We start from the raw sequence: 19,778 nt of genomic DNA, 5'->3' as shown, positions 1-19,778 counted from the left end.
GTGAGTGAGGGCGAGAGTGTGTGCGCGCGCCTCGCCCCCCGATCCCGGGGGGGGGGGGGGTGGGCCGGGCGGGCGGCTGGCACACCCCCGGGTCTGTCGGGGCGGGCGGGGGTCGCCCCCCGTTTGGCACCTGCCCCGGCCCCCGCCCGGGGGGGCCCCGCGGGCGTGCCGTCGGGACGGTTCCCGAGCCGTACTGGATCTTCTACGAGCTCGACACCGTCGACGGGTTCGTGACCCGGCGGCTGGGTGTGAGCGCCGAGACGGCCTCGGGCACCCGCACGCTCGACCTGCGGCACGACGGCGAGGGCCGCTGGACGGCGGACGGGGAGTGGCTGCCCGATCTCGGCGGCGCCCTCGACTGCGACCTGGGCCTGTGCCCGCTGACGAACTCCCTGCCGGTGCTGCGTCACGGGCTCCATCTCGCCCCGGGCGAGCGGGAGTTCCTGATGGCCCGGGTCTCCGTGCCGGACCTCGCCGTGCGGGCGTCGCAGCAGACGTACACCCACCTGGGGCCCGGTGGCGGGGGCGGGCGGGTCCGCTTCTCCTCCGGGGACCACCGCAGCGACCTGGAGTTCGACGCGGACGGACTGGTCGTCGACTACCCCAGGATGGCGCGGCGGCTGGCGGTGGGCCGGTAAGTGCCGTGCCCGATATGGCTGTTCAGCGCTCCGTCACCTTGCCCGCGGCCACTTCCAGGCGGCGCGTGGTGCGGACGGCGTCGAGCATGCGGCGGTCGTGGGTCACCAGCAGCAGCGTGCCCTCGTAGGTGTCGAGGGCCGACTCCAGCTGCTCGATCGCGGGCAGGTCGAGGTGGTTGGTCGGCTCGTCGAGGACGAGGAGGTTGACCCCGCGCCCCTGGAGCAGGGCGAGTGCCGAACGGGTGCGCTCGCCCGGGGAGAGGCTCGTGGCCGGCCGCAGCACGTGCTCCGCCTTCAGGCCGAACTTGGCGAGCAGGGTGCGGACTTCGGCCGGTTCGGTGTCGGGGACCGCCGCGCAGAACGCGTCGAGCAGGGACTCCGGGCCGTGGAAGAGCTTGCGCGCCTGGTCGACCTCACCGACGACGACACCGGAGCCGAGGCCGGCGTGCCCGGCGTCCAGCGGGACGCGGCCGAGCAGGGCGCCCAGAAGGGTCGACTTGCCCGCGCCGTTGGCGCCCGTGACGGCCACCCGGTCCGCCCAGTCGATCTGGAGCGTGGCGGGCCCGAAGGTGAAGTCGCCGCGCCGCACCTCGGCGTCCCGCAGCGTGGCGACCACCGCTCCGGAGCGCGGCGCCGCCGCGATCTCCATGCGCAGTTCCCACTCCTTGCGGGGCTCGTCGACGACGTCGAGCCGTTCGATCATGCGCTGGGTCTGCCGGGCCTTCGCGGCCTGCTTCTCACTGGCCTCGCTGCGGAACTTGCGGCCGATCTTGTCGTTGTCGTTGTTCGCCTTGCGCCGGGCGTTCTTCACTCCCTTGTCCATCCAGGAGCGTTGCATCTGGGCGCGTCCTTCGAGGGCGGAGCGCTTGTCCGCGTACTCGTCGTAGTCCTCGCGGGCGTGCCGGCGGGCGGTGTCGCGCTCTTCCAGGTACGCCTCGTAACCACCGCCGTACAGCGTGATCTGCTGCTGCGCGAGGTCGAGTTCGAGCACCTTGGTGACCGTGCGGGTGAGGAACTCGCGGTCGTGGCTGACGACGACGGTGCCCGCGCGCAGGCCGGAGACGAACCGTTCGAGCCGCTCCAGGCCGTCCAGGTCGAGGTCGTTGGTGGGCTCGTCGAGCAGGAAGACGTCGTAGCGGGACAGCAGCAGCGAGGCCAGCCCCGCGCGGGCGGCCTGCCCGCCGGACAGGGCCGTCATCGGCTGGTCCAGGTCGACCGCGAGGCCGAGGGAGTCGGTGACCTCCTCCGCCCGCTCGTCGAGGTCGGCGCCGCCGAGGCCGAGCCAGCGCTCCAGGCTCTCCGCGTAGGCGTCGTCCGCGCCGGGCGCGCCGTCGACGAGCCCCTGCGTCGCCTCGTCCATCACCCGCTGGGCCTCGGCCACGCCGGTGCGGCGCGCGAGGAAGGCCCGTACGGTCTCGCCGTCACGGCGCTCCGGCTCCTGCGGCAGATGCCCGACCACCGCGGACGGCGGGGACAGCCGCAGCTCCCCCTCCTCGGGCGCGAGCAGCCCGGCGAGCAGCCGCAGCAGCGTGGACTTGCCCGCGCCGTTGGCGCCGACGAGCCCGATCACGTCGCCGGGCGCGACGACGAGGTCGAGCCCGGTGAAGAGCGAGCGGTCGCCGTGTCCGGCGGCGAGGTTCTTGGCGACGAGAGTGGCAGTCATCAGGAGGCCGATCCTAACGGCCCGGTCCGGCTGCCGGAGACCTCGCGTTCCGTGCGCCACCGACCCGTGGACGCGGGTCGGCCGTCCTCGGCACCGCGCGCGTCCCGCGGCCGCCGCCGTGACTCCGCCGCCGCGGGCGCCGTGCGTCTCCCGCCCGCTCCTCTCCCGCCTCCGGCCCCCTCCCACTCGTGCCGCGCCGTCTTTCGCCCGTGCCGCGCTCTCTCCGTGCCCCTGCGGACAGCCGTCCGGTGACCTCGTCACGCGACCCCTGTGGCCGGTGCGGGGCCGAAGGTGACGTACTCGGTGGGCATGCCGTGCGTGTTCCCGGCCGGGGAGTGAGGTGCGCACGACATGACCCGTTCCGCTACCGTCCCGGCGTGGAGAACACACGGAGCGACGACGTGATCGTGGTCGGCAGTGGTGTCATCGGGCTGACGACGGCCGTCGTCCTGGCCGAGCGGGGCCGGCGGGTGCGGGTGTGGACGCGGGAGCCGGCCGAGCGGGCCACCTCGGCGGTCGCCGGCGCGCTGTGGTGGCCGTACCGCATCGAACCCGAGGCGCTCGCCGGTGAATGGGCTCTCCGATCGCTCGCCGTGTACGAGGAGTTGGCGCGGCGGCCGGAACGGACCGGCGTACGCATGGTCGACGGCGTACTGGCCGGGTCACGGCTGGACGGGCAGGGCCCGTGGGCCGCCCGGGTACCGGGGCTGCGGGCGGCCACGGCCGAGGAGTACGCGGGGACCGGGCTGTGCGCGCGACTGCCGCTGATCGACATGCCGGTGTATCTGCGGTGGCTGCGCGAGAGGTTCACGGCGGCCGGCGGGACCGTCGAGACCCGCACGGTGTCCGACCTCGCCCGGGTGGCGGCTCCGGTCGTCGTCAACTGCGCCGGGCTGGGGGCGCGCTCGCTGGTCCCGGACCCGGCCGTGCGGCCCGTGCGCGGACAGCTCGTGATCACGGAGAACCCCGGCATCGACTCTTGGATCGTCGCGACCGACAAGACCGCCGGGACGAGCACGTACGTCTTCCCGCACCCCGGCCGGCTGGTGCTCGGCGGCACCACCGACGAGGACGACTGGTCGCTCACGCCCGATCCGGCGGCGGCCGCGCGGATCGTCGAGCGGTGTGCCGCCCTGTGCCCCGGGATCGCGGGCGCGCGCGTGCTCGGTCATCTGGTGGGGCTGCGGCCGGTGCGCACCCCGGTGCGGCTGGAACGCGAGGTGCGGGCCGACGGGCAGGTCGTGGTGCACCACTACGGGCATGGCGGCGCGGGGGTCACGGTGGCCTGGGGATGCGCGCGGGAGGCGGCAGCGCTCGCCGTGGGCGAGGACCCGGCCGCGACGCGCTGACCGGTGGCCGTGGGCGACCGCCCGGCCGCGACGCGGTGACCGGTGACCGGTAGCCGGTAGCCGGTAGCCGGTAGCCGGTAGCCGGTAGCCGACGGTCCGTGACCGCGGGTGCGGCCGCCTGGACGCACCTCCGGCGAAGGGTGGTCGGGGACGGACGGACGCGGGACGGGCGCGCGGGCAGTTCTCCGGCCGGCGGCGGGCGTGGAGCCCGGTGTCGCCGGGGCCGTGACGGTGGGTGACCGGCACGGCCCCGGCCTGCGGACGGGACGCCGTCAGTGGCCGTCGCCCGGGACCCGCTGGGCCGTGCGGGGACGGCCGACGCCGTCGTGGACGGACGGATCGGCGGCCTTGCCGGTCCCCGCGGTCGCCCTGCCGAAGGCCTCGGCGCCTCCGACCACCGGGACCCGGGCCGACGTACGGGAGAGGTCGAGCGTCAGGGTCGGGGTGCTCGACGGGGGGTCGATGAGATCCCGGTCGGTACCCGCGACGACGAGCGCGAGCCGGTGGCCCGCCGGCACGACGTGGTCGGTGGCGGCGAGGTCGAGCGTGATCGTGTAGGCCTTGCCGGGGGTGAGCGGTACTCCCCTGCCCGGTGACGCGGAGGTGCCGAGGTCGGCCCAGCCCCGGCTGAGGACGGTGGCGTCGACGCCGGTCGTCGCGGCCTGGGTGACCTTGTAGCAGGAACTGTCGCCGGCGGTGCTCGCTCCCCAGCAGGTCCGGTCGGTGAGGGTGGTGATGCCCTCGCCGCCGCCCGCGTAGTCACGGATGGTGTCGGGGCCGAGGTCGACCAGGACCGCGCTGAGGTGGGCGCTGGAGGTGGTCGGTGTGGCGGTGACCGTCACCTTGGAGGAGCCGGACAGGCGCAGGTCCTTGGTCAGCGGCCCGGTGACGAACCCGGCCTTCTCCGCGGTGGGCCGGTCGACGTGGGCCGCCCAGTCGGTCTCGCTCAGCGTCGGGTCGTCGGTGAAGGTCTCGGTTCCGGAGCCCTTGCGCAGTCCGAGGGTGCCGACGCCCGGCTGGGTGCCCGTGCCGGGGCGCAGGGTGGCCGTCCCGGTGGAACGGGGCGGCCAGACGGACGTGGTGACCCACTGGTCGGGGTGGCGCTCGATGTCGGCCATGGGAGCCCGGTCGATGCCGTTGTCGTAGCCGAGCAGTTCATGGTCGAACCAGCGGTGCAGGGTGTCGACCCAGGCGCCGCGGCGGAAGTCGAACGGGTCGACGTGACCGGTCTGGGAGAGCCAGATCTTGCGCTCGACGCCGTTCTTGGCGAGGGCGCTCCACCACTGGCCGAAGTTCTTGGTGCGGACGTTGAGGTCCTGCATGCCGTGCGTGAGGAAGACGCTGGCCCTGACCTTGCCGGCGTCCTTCACGTAGTCGCGCTCGGTCCAGAACGGTGTCCAGTCGCCGGTGCGCGGTGCCCCCGCGACGATCTTCTGCTGCACGGCGGCGCACCTGGCCCGGGCGTCGGGACTGTCGACGTAGTCGGAGAGCCAGTCCGGTCCCGAGTCGTAGAGCGGGGCGCCCTGGGCGAAGTAGTAGTCGTACCAGGAGGAGATGGCGCTGATCGGCACGATGGTCTTCAGGCCCTTGACGCCGGTGGCGGCGACCCCGTTGGCGATGGTGCCGTCCCAGCTCTTGCCGATCATGCCGGTGCGGCCGTTGGTCCAGGTCGCTCTGGCCGGGTCGGCGCCGGTACGGGTGGTGTAGGCCCTGGCCCGGCCGTTCAGCCAGTCGACGACCGCCTTCGCGGACTGGATGTCGGAGCGGCCCCCGACGTCCACACAGCCGTCGGAGCGATTGGTTCCGGCCAGGTCCACGCCGACGAAGGCGTACCCGCGGGGCACGAAGTAGTTGTCGTAGAAGAGCGGCATCTGGACGACGTCACCGTGTGCGTCGTACGTCTTGAGCTGGCTCTCGTTGCCGCGCCCGCAGCAGGAGTAGTACGGGCTGGCGTCCATGATCACGGGCACCTTGCGGCCCTGCTGGGCGGGTTCGCGGGGCCGGACGATGTCGACGGCGACACGGTCGTGCCTTCCGTCGCCGTCGCCGTCGAGGCCGGTGTCCACCCAGACGGATTCGCGGATCGCGTTGTCGTAGGAGTAGACCGGGGCGCTCTCCCGCACGGTGGCGTGCGCGGCGGCGGGGGTGAGGAAGGCGGCCATCAGGGCGGCCGTGGCCACCGTCGCGAGCGATCTCCAGGTCGTGAAGCGCCTGCGGCGCGCTGGTATCGGCATGCGCGGACGGTACCCCGGGCAACTCCTGTGCAAAAGGGGGCACTTGGAAGCCCCGCACAGGGAGGGTCCGGTGTGGCGGGAAGCGGGAGCGTCCGGTGCGGGCGGGGCGGATGCGGGGTTGCGCGAAAGGTGACGGCCGAATGGCGATCGTGTGACAGGGGTGGCCATGGACACGGTCGGGGTCACAGGGACTCAATAGGCTCCGAACAGTCCTTGTGCCCCCACGACTTGGAGCTTGACGTGCACCGCAGACTCATCGCCCCGGGCGCGCTCGCCGCCTCCCTGCTGCTGGCGGTCCCGGCATCGGCGGCCGACTACACCCCCGGGGCGCCGGGCATCGGCGACCCGTACTACCCGGCTTACGGCAACGGCGGGTACGACGTCTCGCACTACGACCTCCGGCTCACCTACCAGCCCACGACGGACGAACTGGAGGGCACGGCCACCCTGTCGGCCACCACCACGCAGGACCTCTCGCGCTTCGACCTGGACTTCCTGCTCGACGTGAGCGAGGTGCGGGTCAACGGCGCGAAGGCCTCGTTCACCACCTCGGGCCAGCACGAGCTGGAGATCACCCCGGCGACCCCGCTGCCGAAGGGCACGCCCGTCACGGTGGTCGTCCGCTACAGCGGGGTGCCCTCCACGAAGAGCGCGTACGGCTTCTCCACCTGGCACCGCACCCCGGACGGCGCCGTCGCCGCGGACGAGCCCGAGTCGGCCTGGTGGTGGTACCCGAGCAACGACCACCCGAGCGACAAGGCCACCTACGACGTCTCGGTGGCCGTACCGAACGGCACCCAGGCCATCTCCAACGGCACACTCCAGTCGACGAGTTCACAGCGCGGCTGGACCCGTTACAACTGGCGCTCGAACAAGCCGCAGGCGACCTATCTGACCACGCTCGCGATCGGCAGGTTCGACATCACCACCGGGAAGACGTCGGACGGCGTCCCGGTCGTCAACGCGTACAGCAAGGACCTCGGTGACAACGACGGGGCCGCGCGGGCGAGCGTCGAGCGGACCGGGGAGATCGTCGACTGGCTGACCGGCTACTTCGGCCCGTATCCCTTCAACTCGGTGGGGGGTTACGTTCCTGACACCACCACCGGGTACGCGCTGGAGACGCAGACGCGCGTGTACTACAGCCCCCGGCAGTTCGCGAACGGTTCCAACACCTCCGTGGTCGTCCACGAGCTGGCGCACCAGTGGTACGGCGACGACGTGTCGCTGGCCGGGTGGAAGGACATCTGGATCAACGAGGGCTTCGCGCGGTACGCGCAGTGGCTCTGGTCCGAGCACGAGGGCGAGGGCACGACGCAGGAGCTCGCGGACTACACGTACGCGTCGCACCCGGCGGACGACCCCTTCTGGACGGTGAAGCCCGGTGACCCCGGTCCGGACCACCAGTTCGACGCCGCCGTCTACGACCGGGGGGCGCTGGCGATCCAGGCGCTGCGCGACGAGATCGGCGACGACGCGTTCTTCACCGTGCTGAAGGGGTGGCCGAAGCAGCACCCGTACGGGAACGCCACGGTAGGGGACTTCCGCACGTACGCGGAGCAGGTGTCCGGGCGGTCACTCGCCGCGCTCTTCGACACCTGGCTGTTCCAGCCGTCGAAGCCGGCGGCGCCCGCCGCGCGGGGTGCCTCGCTGTCGGCGGCCAGGGCCCAGAAGGGGGTCCCCGCGCAGCCCAGGTCGTGGAAGAAGATCGCGGCGACCGACTCCGTCCACTCCGGCTGAGTCCAGGAGTCCGGCCGTGGGCCGGCGTCCGTGCGGCCGCCCGCCCCTTCCGGGACGGGCGGCCGTTCGACGGCGGGTGTCAGTTGCCGTGCTGCGCGGGGGCTCCGATCCGCTCGCCCACGATGCGGCTCGCCAGGGCGGAGGCCAACTCGGACACGGATATGCGGAGTTCGACCTCGGCGGCCGCGCGCTCGGACTCGATACGGGCGCGGCCTTCGGCGAGGACGGCCTCGCGTGCGCGCTGCCCGTCCTCGCGGGCCTCGGCGATCAGGGTGGCGCCCCGTTCGTGGGCGTCCTGACGGATCCGGGCGGCGTCATGACGGGCCTCGGCCAGAAGTGCCTCCGTCTGGGCGCGCTCACGCTCGGCGCGGGCCTGCACGGCGTCGGCCCGTTCCCTGGTGCCGTTGATCGCGTCGTCCCGTGCCGCGAGCACCCGGTTCATCCGTGGCAGTATCCGGGCGATGAGCACGTAGACGAGGGCGAACAGCGGCAGCGCGAGGAGCAGATCCTGAACCTTCGGGTTGAGTGGGCCGATCGGGTACGGGATGAGGTCCATGGCCGTGATGTACCCGTTCACGCGTGCGAACCAACGAGGTTCTGCGCCAGAGTTGACCGAAAGCAACCCCTCGGCCGACCCCTGCCGCCCGGTCGGCCGTCGCGACCGTCCCGTCCGTCACGGTCGTCCGGCGCGCGCCGCTCAGCCCTCGTGGTCGTACAGCGTCACCGCGATCCCCCGCCGCGCCAGCCGCTGGGCGACGAGCGGCTCCACCCGTGACCAGGTACCACCCGCCAGGCCGCAGCCGATGCGGGGCATGTGGACGGACGCGTCGAGGGCGACGGCCTGGTCCGCCGGCCGTCCGAGTGCCGTGTCGATCGCCTCGTAACGGACCGGAACCCCTTTGCCGCCCGTCCGGATGCCCCGCTGGCCTATCAGGTTCGCGACCCACACGTACGGCTCGACCTGGACGAACTGGGCGGCGCCCAGACCGAAGTCGTTGTGCGCGCGGTCCCGGTGCCAGGCGCGGTAGGCACTCTCCGGCTCCGGCCGGCGGCGGGAGAGGGCCAGCACGAAGCCCCTGCCCCATCCCCCGATGTCGTTGCAGACGTGGGCGATCAGTCGGACGCCCTTCACCGACGGAACGGTGGCGTCACCCCGGACGTATCCGATCTCCGACATGACGCCACCGTAGACGCCGGCTCCGACAACGCCTCCCCGGTCGCTGCCGGGCGGCGACCGGACCGCTACTTCATGAGGCCGCTCAGCTCCTCCTCCGCGGTCTTCGAGACCCGGCGTCGGACCGCGAACCAGCCGCCGACCAGCAGGGCCGCGATCACCGGGATGAGCAGCAGGGTCTTGCGGCCGACCTCCGGGTCGTTCCACATCAGGGCGAGCACGGCCAGCAGGAAGAGGATCGTCACGGTCTCCGTGACGGGGCTGCCGGGGAGACGGAAGGACGGGCGCGTGAGCAGACCGGCCTTGGCGCGGCGGACGAACACCAGGTGGCAGATCATGATGATCACCCAGGTGCTGATGACGCCCAGGGACGCCACGTTCAGGACGATCTCGAAGGCCTGGTCCGGCATGAGGTAGTTGAGGCCGACGCCGAGCACGCACACCGCGCAGGTGAGCAGGATGCCGCCGTAGGGCACCTGACTGCGGTTCATCCGCGCGGTGAATTTGGGCGCGGAGCCCGCCGTCGCCATGGAGCGCAGGATGCGACCGGTGGAGTACAGGCCGGAGTTCAGCGACGACATGGCCGCCGTGAGCACGACCAGGTTCATGACGTCACCGGCTCCCGAGACGCCGATCTTCGACAGGACCGTGACGAAGGGGCTCTGGTCGGCCGAGTAGACCGAGCCGGGGAGCAGCAGCGCGAGCAGCACGACCGAGCCGACGTAAAAGAGGCCGACGCGCCACATGATCGAGTTCACCGCGCGCGGGACGACCTTCTCGGGCTCGGCGGTCTCGCCCGCCGCGACACCGACCAGTTCCAGGGCCGCGTAGGCGAAGATCACGCCCTGCATCACGAGGACGACCGGCATCAGGCCGTGCGGGAGGAGACCGCCGTGGTCCGCGATGACGCTCAGGCCCGGCTTCTGGCCGTCCACGTCGTGCTGGGTGGCCAGCAGGAAGATGCCGACGAGCATGAAGGCGACCAGTGTGGCGACCTTGATGATCGCGAACCAGAACTCCATCTCGCCGAAGATCTTCACCGAGATCAGGTTGACGGCCAGGACCACCGCGAGGGCGATCAGGGCCAGCAACCACTGCGGGACGTCGGTGAAGAAGCTCCAGTAGTGCGTGTAGAGCGCGATCGCGGTGATGTCGGCGATGCCGGTCGTCGACCAGTTGAGGAAGTACATCCACCCGGCGACGTAGGCGCCCTTCTCACCGAGGAACTCACGCGCGTACGACACGAAGGACCCGGAGGAGGGCCGGTAGAGGACCAGCTCACCGAGGGCGCGCACGACGAAGAAGGCGAAGGTTCCGCAGATGAGGTAGGCGATCGCCAGTGCGGGACCGGCGGTGTGGAGGCGTCCGCCGGCGCCGAGGAAGAGCCCGGTGCCGATCGCGCCGCCGATGGCGATCATGTTGACGTGGCGCGACTTGAGGGCCTTGCTGTATCCGGCGTCGCCCGCGTCCGCGGGCGGCATCGCCACGTCGGTGCGGGCTGCGGTGGCCTTGGCCGTGTCTACGGCGTCCTTGCTCACGGGTGGATCCACTCTCTGGTGCGCCCGACGCACTGTGCACGCGGGTCCGGACATGTCCCGGCCCGTACCTCCCCTGTCGCGGCACGGACCAAGGAGCCACCTTCCCCACGAGTCCGGGCGTACGCGATGGCGCAGCTCACATCGCGTGACATCTCACATGATGATCAAATCGGTCCCGCCGCAGGTCAGGGGGTGTACAGCTGCTCGATCACATCCCTGTAGCGGTCCTGGACCGCAGCGCGGCGCAGCTTCAGTGAAGGCGTGAGCTCGCCCGTCGCGGGGCCCCATTCCCGGTCGAGCACGCGGTAGCGCCGGATCTGCTCCGTGCGGCTCAGACGTGTGTTCGCCTGCGCCACGGCGTGGGCGACCGCCTCCGCCAGGTCCGCCGGATCCCCCGCCGCGGCGGCGTCCGGGACGAGCAGGGCCACCAGGTACGGCCGGCCGTCGCCGTGGACGTAGGCCTGGTCGACGACGGGGTGCTCCTTGAGCGTGTTCTCCACGTGGGAGGGTGAGACGTTCTTGCCCGTCGAGGTCACGATCATCTCCTTCTTGCGGCCGGTCAGGCGGAGGAAGCCGTGCTCGTCGATCCGCCCGAGGTCGCCGGTGGCGAACCAGCCCTCCGCGTCGCGGGCGTCCTCGACCGAGCCGTCGGCGCGCAGATAGCCGTCGAAGACGGTCGCGCCGCGCACCAGGATCTCGCCGTCCTCCGCGGTGCGCACCTCCAGGCCGTCCAGTGGTCTGCCGACCGAGCCGCGGCGGAAGCCGGCCGGGCTGTTGGTCGTGGCGACGCCCATGGTCTCGGTCAGCCCCCAGGCATCCATGATCACCAGCCCGAAGCCCGCCCAGAAGTCCGCCACGTCCGGGGGCATCGGCGCCGAGGCGCTCGCCGTCCACACCAGGCGGTCGAATCCGGCGAGGGCGAGGATCGGGTCGAGCACCTGCTCCTTCGCCGTCCGGTACGCCTCCGCCAGTCCGGCGGACGGCTCCTCCCCCCGCTCGCGGCACGCCACGCGCGCGCGTGCCGTCTCCATGGCCGCGTCCACGGCCGCGCGGCGCCGTGCCGGGAGCCCCGTGAGCGCGGTCCGTACGGCCGCGGCCATCTTCTCCCAGACCCGCGGAACCCCGAAGAACTGCGCTGGTCGCAGCTCCCGGGCGACCGCCCCCACCTGCGCCGGGTCGGGGCACAGGTAGACGTGGGAGGCGCGGAACACCGGCAGGTAGAGGCCGAGCATGCGCTCGGCTATGTGCGCGAAGGGGAGGTAGCACAGGTGCTCGACGTGGTCGGGGAGGTCGACGACGCGGTTCAGGGCGTGCGCGTTCAGGACGACGTTGCGGTGGGTGACGCGTACGCCTCTGGGCTCTCCGGTGGTGCCCGAGGTGTAGACGACGGTCAGGGGGTCCGTGGCACGGGTCTCGCGCCAGGCCTTCTCGAAGAGGTCCGTCCGCTCCCGGACGCCCGCGTTCAGAAGGCCCCTCTTCTCCAGCACCCCGCCGTTCTTCTCCAGGACGCCCAGATTCCCCAACGGCCCGGGGAACTCGTGCCCCTTGAGGGACTCGTACGTCCGGTGCGGACCCGCCTGCGCCGCCTCGGCCACCACGAGGCGCTCCAGTCGGGTGCCGGGGTCCGCCAGCAGTGGCTCCCAGCAGTCGCGTTCCCGGGCGCCCTCGACGATCGCGAGGCGCGCCCGGCTGTGCCGGGCGATGTGGGCGACCTGTTCGGGTGCCGCCGTGCCGTAGACCGTGACCGGGACGGCGCCCAGGTGGGTCAGGGCCAGGTCGCTGAGCCAGTGCTCGGGGCGGTTGGTCATCATCATCAGGACGTGCTCGCCGCGCTCGACGCCCAGGGCCGCGTACCCGGCGGCCAGGGCGGCCGCCTCGCGGCGCACGTCGCGCCACGTGAGCGTGGTCCAGCCGGAGGCGGCGTCGGTGCGCCAGGACAGCGCCGGGAGATCCCCGTGGTCCTCGGCGTTGCGCAACAGCAGGGCGGGGAGCGTGAGTTCGGCGGGGTCCCCGGGGAGTCGCAGGCTCGTGGTCATGACCGCCTCCTGGCGCCATCGGCTCGGCATCGCGCGTCCCGGCCGTCCTGCCGGGATGACGGATGAACGTACGGAGCGTGCCGGTGGTTCCACGGAGCGTGTCGGGCGGGAACCGCTCCGGACGCTTTCACAACACCGGTGAGACAGCAATACTGTTGCACCTGATCGCTGCACCACCGAAGAGGCGAGGACCTGCCATGACGACGGACACCGAGGGGCCGGCGCTCACGGTCGACGAGCTGGCCGCGCGCGCGGGCGTCACGGTCCGTACGGTCCGCTTCTACAGCACCAGAGGGCTGCTGCCGCCGCCCGTGATCGGCCCCCGCCGGGTGGGGCACTACAGCCAGGAGCACCTGGCCCGGCTCGCGCTCATCGAGGAGTTGCAGCGCCAGGGCATGACCCTGGCCGCCATCGAGCGGCATCTGCGGCAGCTGCCGTCCGACCTGAGCGCCCGCGATCTCGCCCTCCACCGTGCGGTGGTGGCCTCCTGGGCACCCGACGCGGCGGAGGAGGTTACGCGCGAGGAGCTGGAGCGGCGGGCGGGCCGGCCGTTGGAGGAGGAGCATCTGGAGCGGCTCGTCGCGATGAACGTCGTCGAGCGGGCCGGGGACTCCTTCCGGGTCGACCCCGGGCTGCTGGGACTCGGCGTCCAGCTCCTGGACGTACCGCTGGCGCACGGGACGATCCTCGCCGCGCAGGGCGTCCTGCTGGAGCACTCGCGTGCCGTGGCGCACGAACTGTCCACGCTGCTGCGGGAGGCGGTGGGCCGGCACGAGTCCGCGGCGGCGGTGCGCTCGCTGTCGGCGCACATGCAGCCGCTGGTGGTGCAGGCGCTGCTGACCACGTTCCAGCGCTCCCTCAAGCGGGAGCTGCGGGAGTGGCTGGAGGAGTCCTGACCCGGCCCGGACGCCAGGCCGGCCGGGACGGCGGATCGGCCGGGACAGCCTGTCGGCCAGGACAGCGGATCGGCCGGGACGCCAGGTGCGCCGGAACGGCGCGTCGGCCGGAACGCCAGGTCGACCGGAACGCCAGGTCGACCGGAACGGCGCGTCGGCCGGGACCGCGGGTCCCGTGGTTCACGCGTGCGCCGGACCGCGCCACCACGTGAGCACCCCTGGGGGCGGGAGCCGGTTCGCCGGTCGGCGTCCGGTCCCCGCCCCGGGCGGCGGGAGCGGCGTACCGCTCAGTGGCGGGTCACTTTCCGGCGGGTGACGCCGCGCCCTTCTTGTCGCTGAACCGCTCGCCCTTCGCCGCCTTGTCGACGAGCAGCGCGGGCGGGTTGAACCGCTCCCCGTAGCGCTCGGCGAGTTCCTGCGCGCGGGCCACGAATCCGGGCAGGCCGCCCTCGTAGCCGTTGATGTACTGAAGGACGCCGCCCGTCCAGCCCGGGAAACCGATGCCGAAGACGGACCCGATGTTGGCGTCCGCGACGGAGGTCAGTACGCCCTCCTCCACGAGCCGGACGGTGTCCAGCGCCTCGGCGAAGAGCATCCGCTCCTGCATGTCCCGGAACGGGATCTCGTAGCCGGGCTTGGTGTAGTGCTCGCGCAGTCCCGGCCACAGCCTGCCGCGCCGGCCGTCCTCGCCGTACTCGTAGAAGCCGGCGCCGCCGCTGCGGCCGGGGCGGCCGAACTCGTCGACCATGCGGTCGATGACCGCCTCCGCCGGGTGGGTCTGCCAGGTGCCGCCCGCCTCCTCGACGGCCTGCTTCGACTCCTTGCGGATCTTGCGCGGCAGGGTGAGCGTCAGCTCGTCCATCAGGGACAGGACCTTGGCGGGGTAGCCCGCCTGGGCGGCGGCCTGCTCGACGGAGGCGGGCTCGATGCCCTCGCCGACCATCGCGACGCCCTCGTTGATGAAGTGCCCGATGACCCGGGAGGTGAAGAAGCCGCGCGAGTCGTTGACGACGATCGGCGTCTTCTTGATCTGGCGTACCAGGTCGAAGGCGCGCGCCAGTGCCTCGTCCCCGGTCCGCTCGCCCTTGATGATCTCGACCAGCGGCATCTTGTCGACGGGCGAGAAGAAGTGCAGTCCGATGAAGTCGTCCTGCCGCTCCACGCCCTCGGCGAGCACGGTGATCGGCAGGGTCGAGGTGTTGGAGCAGAGCAGGGCGTCGGGCTCGACGATGTTCTGGATCTCCTGGAACACCTTGTGCTTGAGCGCGGTGTCCTCGAAGACCGCCTCGATCACGGCGTCGCAGCCGGCCAGGTCGTTCGGGTCGGCGGTGGCGGTGATGCGGGCGAGGAGCTCGTCGGCCTGCTCCTGGGTCGTACGGCCCCTGGACACGGCCTTGGCGCAGAGCTTCTCGGAGTACGCGCGCCCCTTGGCCGCCGCTTCCGCGGAGACGTCCTTGAGGACGACGTCGATGCCCGCCCTGGCGCAGGAGTAGGCGATGCCCGCGCCCATCATCCCGGCCCCCAGGACGGCGACCCTGCGGACCGGGCGCGCCTCGATGCCCTGCGGCCGGTTGGCGCCGGAGTTGACGGCCTGGAGGTCGAAGAAGAACGCCTGGATCATGTTCTTCGAGGTCTGGCCCGCGGCCAGCTCGACGAAGTAGCGGGCCTCGATGACCTGGGCCGTCTCGAAGTCCACCTGGGAGCCCTCGACGGCAGCCGCCATGATGTTGCGCGGGGCCGGGTAGGGCGCGCCGTTGGTCTGCTTGCGCAGGTTGGCCGGGAAGGCGGGCAGGTTGGCCGCGAACTTCGGGTTGGACGGCGTGCCGCCGGGGATGCGGTAGCCGGGCTTGTCCCAGGGCTGCTGCGACTCGGGGTTGGCGTCGATGAACGCGCGGGCCTTGGCGAGCAGTTCCTCCGGGGTGGCGGCCACCTCGTGGACGAGGCCGTTGTCCCGGGCGCGCGTCGCGTTGTACTGCGTGCCCTGGAGGAGGACCTTCAGGAGGGCGTCGGCGATGCCCAGCAGGCGTACGGTGCGGACGACTCCGCCGCCTCCGGGGAGCAGGCCGAGCGTGACCTCGGGGCAGCCGATCTTGGTGCCGGGGGTGTCGAGGGCGACCCGGTGGTGGCAGGCGAGGGCGAGCTCGAACCCGCCGCCGAGGGCCGCGCCGTTGATCGCGGCGACGACCGGCTTGCCGAGGGTCTCGATGCGGCGCAGGTTGCGCTTGATGGCGAGGCCGCCGTCGAAGAGGTCCTGGGCCGTCTCGGGCGTGACCCGGATGAGGTCGCGCAGGTCGCCGCCCGCGAAGAAGGTCTTCTTGGCGGAGGTGAGGATGACGCCCCGGATCGAGTCCTTCTCGGCTTCGAGCCGGTCGGTGACCGCGGCGAGGGAGGCGCGGAACGCCTCGTTCATCGTGTTGGCGGACTGGTCGGGGTCGTCGAGGACGAGGGTGACGACTCCGGTCTCGTCCTGTTCCCAGCGGATGGTGGTGGGCTCAGTGCTCATCAGGGGTGCTCCGTTAGATGCGTGGGTCCGGTGATCCGTGGGAAAGGTCAGACGCGCTCGACGATGGTGGCGATGCCCATGCCGCCGCCCACGCACAGGGTGGCGAGGCCGTAGCGCTTGTCCTGGCGCTCCAGTTCGTCGACGAGGCTGCCGAGGATCATCGCGCCGGTGGCGCCGAGCGGGTGGCCGAGCGCGATCGCTCCGCCGTTGACGTTCACCTTGTCCAGGGAGAGGCCCATGTCCTTCACGAAGCGCAGGACGACCGCGGCGAAGGCCTCGTTGATCTCGACGAGGTCGATGTCGTCGATGGTCAGCCCGGCCTTGGCGAGCGCCTTGCGGGTGGCGGGCGCGGGGCCGGTGAGCATGATGGTGGGCTCGGAGCCGGAGACGGCCGCGGCGACGATCCGGGCGCGCGGGGTGAGGCCGTGACGCTCGCCGACCTCCTTCGAGCCGATGGCGACCAGGGAGGCGCCGTCGACGATGCCGGAGGAGTTGCCCGCGTGGTGGACGTGGTCGATCTGCTCGACCCAGTGGTACTTCTGCAGGGCCACGGCGTCGAAGCCGCCGAGCTCGCCGATGTCCGCGAAGGACGCCTTCAGCTTGCCGAGCGAGTCGGCGGTGGTGCCGGGGCGCATGTGCTCGTCGTGGTCGAGGACGACGAGCCCGCTGCGGTCCTTCACCGGGACGACGGACTTCTCGAAGCGGCCGTCCTTCCAGGCGGCGGCGGCGCGCTCCTGGGACAGGGCCGCGTACTCGTCGACGTCCCGCCGCGAGAAGCCCTCGATGGTGGCGATGAGGTCGGCGCCGATGCCCTGGGGCACGAAGTTCGTGGCGAGGTTGGTCATCGGGTCGGCGAACCAGGCGCCGCCGTCCGAGGCCATCGGCACCCGCGACATCGACTCGACGCCGCCCGCGAGCACCAGGTCCTCCCAGCCGGAGCGGACCTTCATCGCGGCCAGGTTGACGGCTTCCAGGCCCGAGGCGCAGAAGCGGTTCTCCTGGACGCCGGCCACCGTGTCGGGCAGTCCGGCGGCGATCGCGGAGATACGGGCGATGTCGGAGCCCTGGTCGCCGACGGGGCCCACGACGCCGAGCACGATGTCGTCGATCGCGGCCGGGTCGAGGCCCGGGAGGCGGCGCTGGATCTCGTGGATGAGCCCGACGACCAGGTCGATGGGCTTGGTGCCGTGCAGGGCGCCGTTCGCCTTGCCGCGGCCGCGCGGGGTGCGGATCGCGTCGTACACGTACGCTTCGGTGGTCACGATGAACCTTTCGGGGAGGGTGCGGAGGGTCAGCCGAGCAGGGAGCGGCCGATGATCTCCTTCATGATCTCGGTGGTCCCGCCGTAGATGGTCTGGATGCGGCCGTCGGTGAAGGCCCTGGCGACGCGGTACTCCGTCATGTAGCCGTAGCCGCCGTGCAGTTGCAGGCAGCGGTCGGCGACACGCTTCTGCAGTTCGGTGGCCCACCACTTGGCCATCGAGGCGTGCACCGCGTCGAGTTCCCCGTTCGAGTGGTCGACGATGCAACGGTCGAGGAACGTCCGGGTGACGGCGCACTCGGTCGCCATCTCGGCTATCTCGAAGCGGATGTGCTGGAGCTTGGACAGCGGCCGTCCGAAGGCCTCGCGCTCCTTGACGTACCGCGTGGTGATGTCCAGCAGGTGTTCGGCGGCGGCGATCCCGGCGACGGCGATGCCCATGCGCTCCTGGGCGAGGTTCGTCATGAGGTGCACGAAGGCTCCGTTGAGCTCGCCGAGCAGGTTCTCCTTGGGGACGCGGACGTCGTGGAAGAACAGCTCGGCCGTGTCCTGCGCCTTCTGTCCGATCTTGTCGAGGTTGCGGCCACGCTCGAAGCCTTCCATGCCGCGCTCGACGACCAGCAGAGACAGGCCGTGGGCACCGCCTTCCGGGGTCGTCCGGGCGACGACGATCACGAGGTCGGCCAGGATCCCGTTGGAGATGAAGGTCTTGGAACCGTTGAGCAGCCAGTGGTCGCCCCGGTCCTCGGCGTGTGTCCTGATGCCCTGGAGGTCGGATCCGGCGCCCGGCTCGGTCATCGCGATCGCGGTGATCAGCGAGCCGTCGCAGAAGCCGGGCAGCCAGCGCCGCCGCTGCTCCTCGGTGCCCAGGCCGGTCAGATAGGGCCCGATGATGTCGTTGTGCAGGCCGAGGGCGAGCCCCGAGGCTCCCGCGTGCGTGAACTCCTCGGCGAGTACGGCGCTGTAGCGGAAGTCGGCGTTGCCGCCGCCTCCGTACTCCTCCGGTACGGCGAGTCCGAGCAGCCCCTGCGTCCCGGCCGCCCGCCAGGCCTCGCGCGAGACGATGCCGTCCTTCTCCCACTGCTCGTAGTACGGCGTCACCTCCTTGGCGAGGAAGGTGCGCACGGTCGCGCGGAACGCGTCGTGCTCGGTACCGAAGATCTGCCGTTTCATGCGTATCCCCTCCTGGAGCCGGCGTGTGACGGTCTCGGCCGGCCGGCCCGGTTCCGGACCCCGATCGGGGTGACGTCGAGCATGTCGGCCACGGTCCGCCGGAGGGCCTCGACACGCTCGCGCACGTGTCCTGCGGGCCCGCCCGGGGAGATCGGTTCGCGGCGCGCCTGCGGGGCGGCGGCCTCGGTCCGCTTCTTCCGGGCGGCGGCCTCGGCGAACGCCGGCCGGGGAGCGCGCGGGTGGCCGACCGGGAGGGAGGGCTCCATCAGACGCCGTCCTTCGTCCGGTCGGCCCCTGCCTCGGCCTCGGCCTCGGCCTCGGCCAGGTGGGGTACGCCCCAGTCGCGGGCCACGTCGGCGGCGCCCGCGCCGGGCCGGGCGGGGCCGGAGCGGACGGAGGTGCGGGTCACGGAGAAGCGGGGCGCGGGGGCGGGCTGGGTGATGCCGCCGTGGTCGGTGAAGGTGCCGCGGGCGGCGAGGTGGGGGTGGCCGGGGGCTTCGCTCAGCGACAGGACGGGGGCCACGCACGCGTCGGAGCCGTCGAAGACGGCGGTCCACTCCTGCCGGGTACGGGTCCTGAAGCGGGCGGCGACCGTCGCGCGCAGCGCGTCCCAGCGGGCCACGTCCGTGCGGGCGTCCGCGTGCTCCTCGATGCCGAGCAGCCGTACGAACTCGTCGTAGAAGCGGGCTTCGAGGGCGCCCACCGCCATGTACTTCCCGTCGGACGTCTCGTACGTCCCGTAGTACGGGCAGCCGCCGTCCAGGAGGTTGGCGCCGCGCCGGTCCTGCCAGCCGCCGGCGGCCACCATGCCGTGGATCATCGAGGAGAGGTGCGCGGTGCCGTCCACGATCGCGGCGTCCACGACCTGTCCGGCGCCGGTCGCGCGGGCGTGGTGGAGCGCGGCGAGGACACCGACGACGAGGTAGAGCGAGCCGCCCGCGTAGTCACCGACGAGGTTCGCCGGGACCGCCGGAGGCTCGTCCGGCCTGCCGGACATGCCGAGGACGCCGGTCGGGGCGATGTACGCGATGTCGTGCCCGGCGCGCTGGGCGAGGGGGCCCTGCTGGCCCCAGCCGGTCATGCGTCCGTAGACGAGCCGGGGGTTGCGCGCGTGACAGTCGCCGGGGCCCACGCCGAGGCGCTCGGCGACGCCGGGGCGGAAACCCTCGACCAGGATGTCCGCGCGGTCGACCAGGTCGAGGACGCGGGCCGGACCCGCCTCGGACTTCAGGTCGATCAGGACCGACCGCTTGTTGCGGTTGGTGACGTCGTACTCCGGATCGATCCCGAGTCCCGGGCCGCCGGGCCGGTCCACGCGGACGACGTCCGCGCCGAGGTCGGCGAGGAGCATGGCGGCGAACGGGCCGGGACCGATGCCCGCCAGCTCGACCACGCGCACCCCGGTCAGCGGGCCGTGCGCCGTCGTCCCTGCCACTGCCATCAAGCCCCCAGCACTGTGACACCACTGATGTGACATCAGAGATGTTAAGAACGTGTTCCACGCCGGGCAAGCCCTGGCGAGCAAGCGCTTAGTTAAATCCGGGGAGGAAATCATGGAGAGACCATGCGAACC

Annotated in this window: 15 protein-coding genes; 4 read left to right on the top strand and 11 right to left on the bottom strand. The window is 72.1% G+C overall.

Features of this window, described 5'->3' with window-relative positions; all coding sequences use genetic code 11:
• Positions 1 to 20: 20 nt before the first annotated feature.
• Positions 21 to 638: a putative glycolipid-binding domain-containing protein gene (locus ACFV2J_RS27500; protein ID WP_385441144.1), complete on the top strand. Its 618-nt coding sequence runs from the start codon at positions 21 to 23 to the stop codon at positions 636 to 638.
• Between the two features lie 22 nt (positions 639 to 660).
• On the opposite strand, the gene ACFV2J_RS27495 is transcribed toward ACFV2J_RS27500, so the two are convergent.
• Positions 661 to 2,301 (bottom strand): ABC-F family ATP-binding cassette domain-containing protein, encoded by a 1,641-nt coding sequence (locus ACFV2J_RS27495; RefSeq protein WP_385097047.1) that lies wholly within the window; start codon positions 2,299 to 2,301, stop codon positions 661 to 663.
• Positions 2,302 to 2,678: 377 nt separating this feature from the next.
• On the opposite strand from ACFV2J_RS27495, the gene ACFV2J_RS27490 reads away from it, so the two are divergent.
• A complete protein-coding gene (locus ACFV2J_RS27490) occupies positions 2,679 to 3,650 on the top strand; it encodes an FAD-dependent oxidoreductase (protein ID WP_385097044.1) in 972 nt (323 codons plus the stop codon).
• A gap of 272 nt (positions 3,651 to 3,922) precedes the next feature.
• Here ACFV2J_RS27490 and ACFV2J_RS27485 read toward each other — a convergent pair whose 3' ends face one another.
• Positions 3,923 to 5,884 (bottom strand): Xaa-Pro dipeptidyl-peptidase, encoded by a 1,962-nt coding sequence (locus tag ACFV2J_RS27485; protein WP_385441138.1) that lies wholly within the window; start codon positions 5,882 to 5,884, stop codon positions 3,923 to 3,925.
• 240 nt (positions 5,885 to 6,124) lie between these two features.
• On the opposite strand from ACFV2J_RS27485, the gene ACFV2J_RS27480 reads away from it, so the two are divergent.
• On the top strand, positions 6,125 to 7,624 hold the full coding sequence (locus tag ACFV2J_RS27480; protein ID WP_385441136.1) for a M1 family metallopeptidase: 1,500 nt from the start codon (positions 6,125 to 6,127) through the stop codon (positions 7,622 to 7,624).
• Between the two features lie 79 nt (positions 7,625 to 7,703).
• Here the strand turns inward: ACFV2J_RS27480 and ACFV2J_RS27475 are convergent, their stop codons facing one another.
• The 4 genes from ACFV2J_RS27475 to ACFV2J_RS27460 form a co-directional block, all read right to left on the bottom strand.
• Positions 7,704 to 8,201 (bottom strand): hypothetical protein, encoded by a 498-nt coding sequence (locus tag ACFV2J_RS27475; protein ID WP_385441133.1) that lies wholly within the window; start codon positions 8,199 to 8,201, stop codon positions 7,704 to 7,706.
• A gap of 120 nt (positions 8,202 to 8,321) precedes the next feature.
• Positions 8,322 to 8,801, bottom strand: a complete 480-nt coding sequence (locus ACFV2J_RS27470) for a macro domain-containing protein (protein WP_385091243.1) — start codon at positions 8,799 to 8,801, stop codon at positions 8,322 to 8,324.
• Between the two features lie 65 nt (positions 8,802 to 8,866).
• On the bottom strand, positions 8,867 to 10,336 hold the full coding sequence (locus tag ACFV2J_RS27465; RefSeq protein ID WP_385091240.1) for an amino acid permease: 1,470 nt from the start codon (positions 10,334 to 10,336) through the stop codon (positions 8,867 to 8,869).
• A 185-nt stretch (positions 10,337 to 10,521) separates the two neighbouring features.
• On the bottom strand, positions 10,522 to 12,372 hold the full coding sequence (locus ACFV2J_RS27460) for an AMP-dependent synthetase/ligase (RefSeq protein WP_385441131.1): 1,851 nt from the start codon (positions 12,370 to 12,372) through the stop codon (positions 10,522 to 10,524).
• Between the two features lie 197 nt (positions 12,373 to 12,569).
• On the opposite strand from ACFV2J_RS27460, the gene ACFV2J_RS27455 reads away from it, so the two are divergent.
• Entirely contained in the window at positions 12,570 to 13,268 is a 699-nt protein-coding gene (locus tag ACFV2J_RS27455) for a MerR family transcriptional regulator (RefSeq protein WP_385091235.1), read from the top strand.
• A 298-nt stretch (positions 13,269 to 13,566) separates the two neighbouring features.
• Here the strand turns inward: ACFV2J_RS27455 and ACFV2J_RS27450 are convergent, their stop codons facing one another.
• The 5 genes from ACFV2J_RS27450 to ACFV2J_RS27430 are packed head-to-tail and all read right to left on the bottom strand — an operon-like array spanning position 13,567 to position 19,646.
• Entirely contained in the window at positions 13,567 to 15,771 is a 2,205-nt protein-coding gene (locus ACFV2J_RS27450) for a 3-hydroxyacyl-CoA dehydrogenase NAD-binding domain-containing protein (RefSeq protein ID WP_385091232.1), read from the bottom strand.
• A gap of 47 nt (positions 15,772 to 15,818) precedes the next feature.
• A complete protein-coding gene (locus tag ACFV2J_RS27445) occupies positions 15,819 to 17,033 on the bottom strand; it encodes an acetyl-CoA C-acetyltransferase (RefSeq protein WP_385091229.1) in 1,215 nt (404 codons plus the stop codon).
• 29 nt (positions 17,034 to 17,062) lie between these two features.
• Positions 17,063 to 18,205 carry an acyl-CoA dehydrogenase family protein gene (locus ACFV2J_RS27440; RefSeq protein ID WP_385091226.1) on the bottom strand — a complete coding sequence of 381 codons (1,143 nt, stop codon included), beginning with the start codon at positions 18,203 to 18,205 and terminating at the stop codon, positions 17,063 to 17,065.
• Positions 18,202 to 18,471: a hypothetical protein gene (locus ACFV2J_RS27435; RefSeq protein WP_385091223.1), complete on the bottom strand. Its 270-nt coding sequence runs from the start codon at positions 18,469 to 18,471 to the stop codon at positions 18,202 to 18,204. The genes ACFV2J_RS27440 and ACFV2J_RS27435 overlap by 4 nt, the downstream gene beginning before the upstream one ends.
• The gene (locus tag ACFV2J_RS27430) at positions 18,471 to 19,646 is read right to left on the bottom strand and encodes a CaiB/BaiF CoA transferase family protein (protein WP_385441125.1); all 1,176 of its coding nucleotides are present in this window, start codon (positions 19,644 to 19,646) and stop codon (positions 18,471 to 18,473) included. The genes ACFV2J_RS27435 and ACFV2J_RS27430 overlap by 1 nt, the downstream gene beginning before the upstream one ends.
• Between the last annotated feature and the right edge of the window lie 132 nt (positions 19,647 to 19,778).

It is taken from the genome of Streptomyces sp. NPDC059668 (assembly GCF_042734135.1).
Lineage (GTDB): Bacteria > Actinomycetota > Actinomycetes > Streptomycetales > Streptomycetaceae > Streptomyces.
The sequence above is the reverse complement of the archived record's forward strand: the minus strand, read 5'-3'. Positions and strand labels throughout refer to the sequence as shown.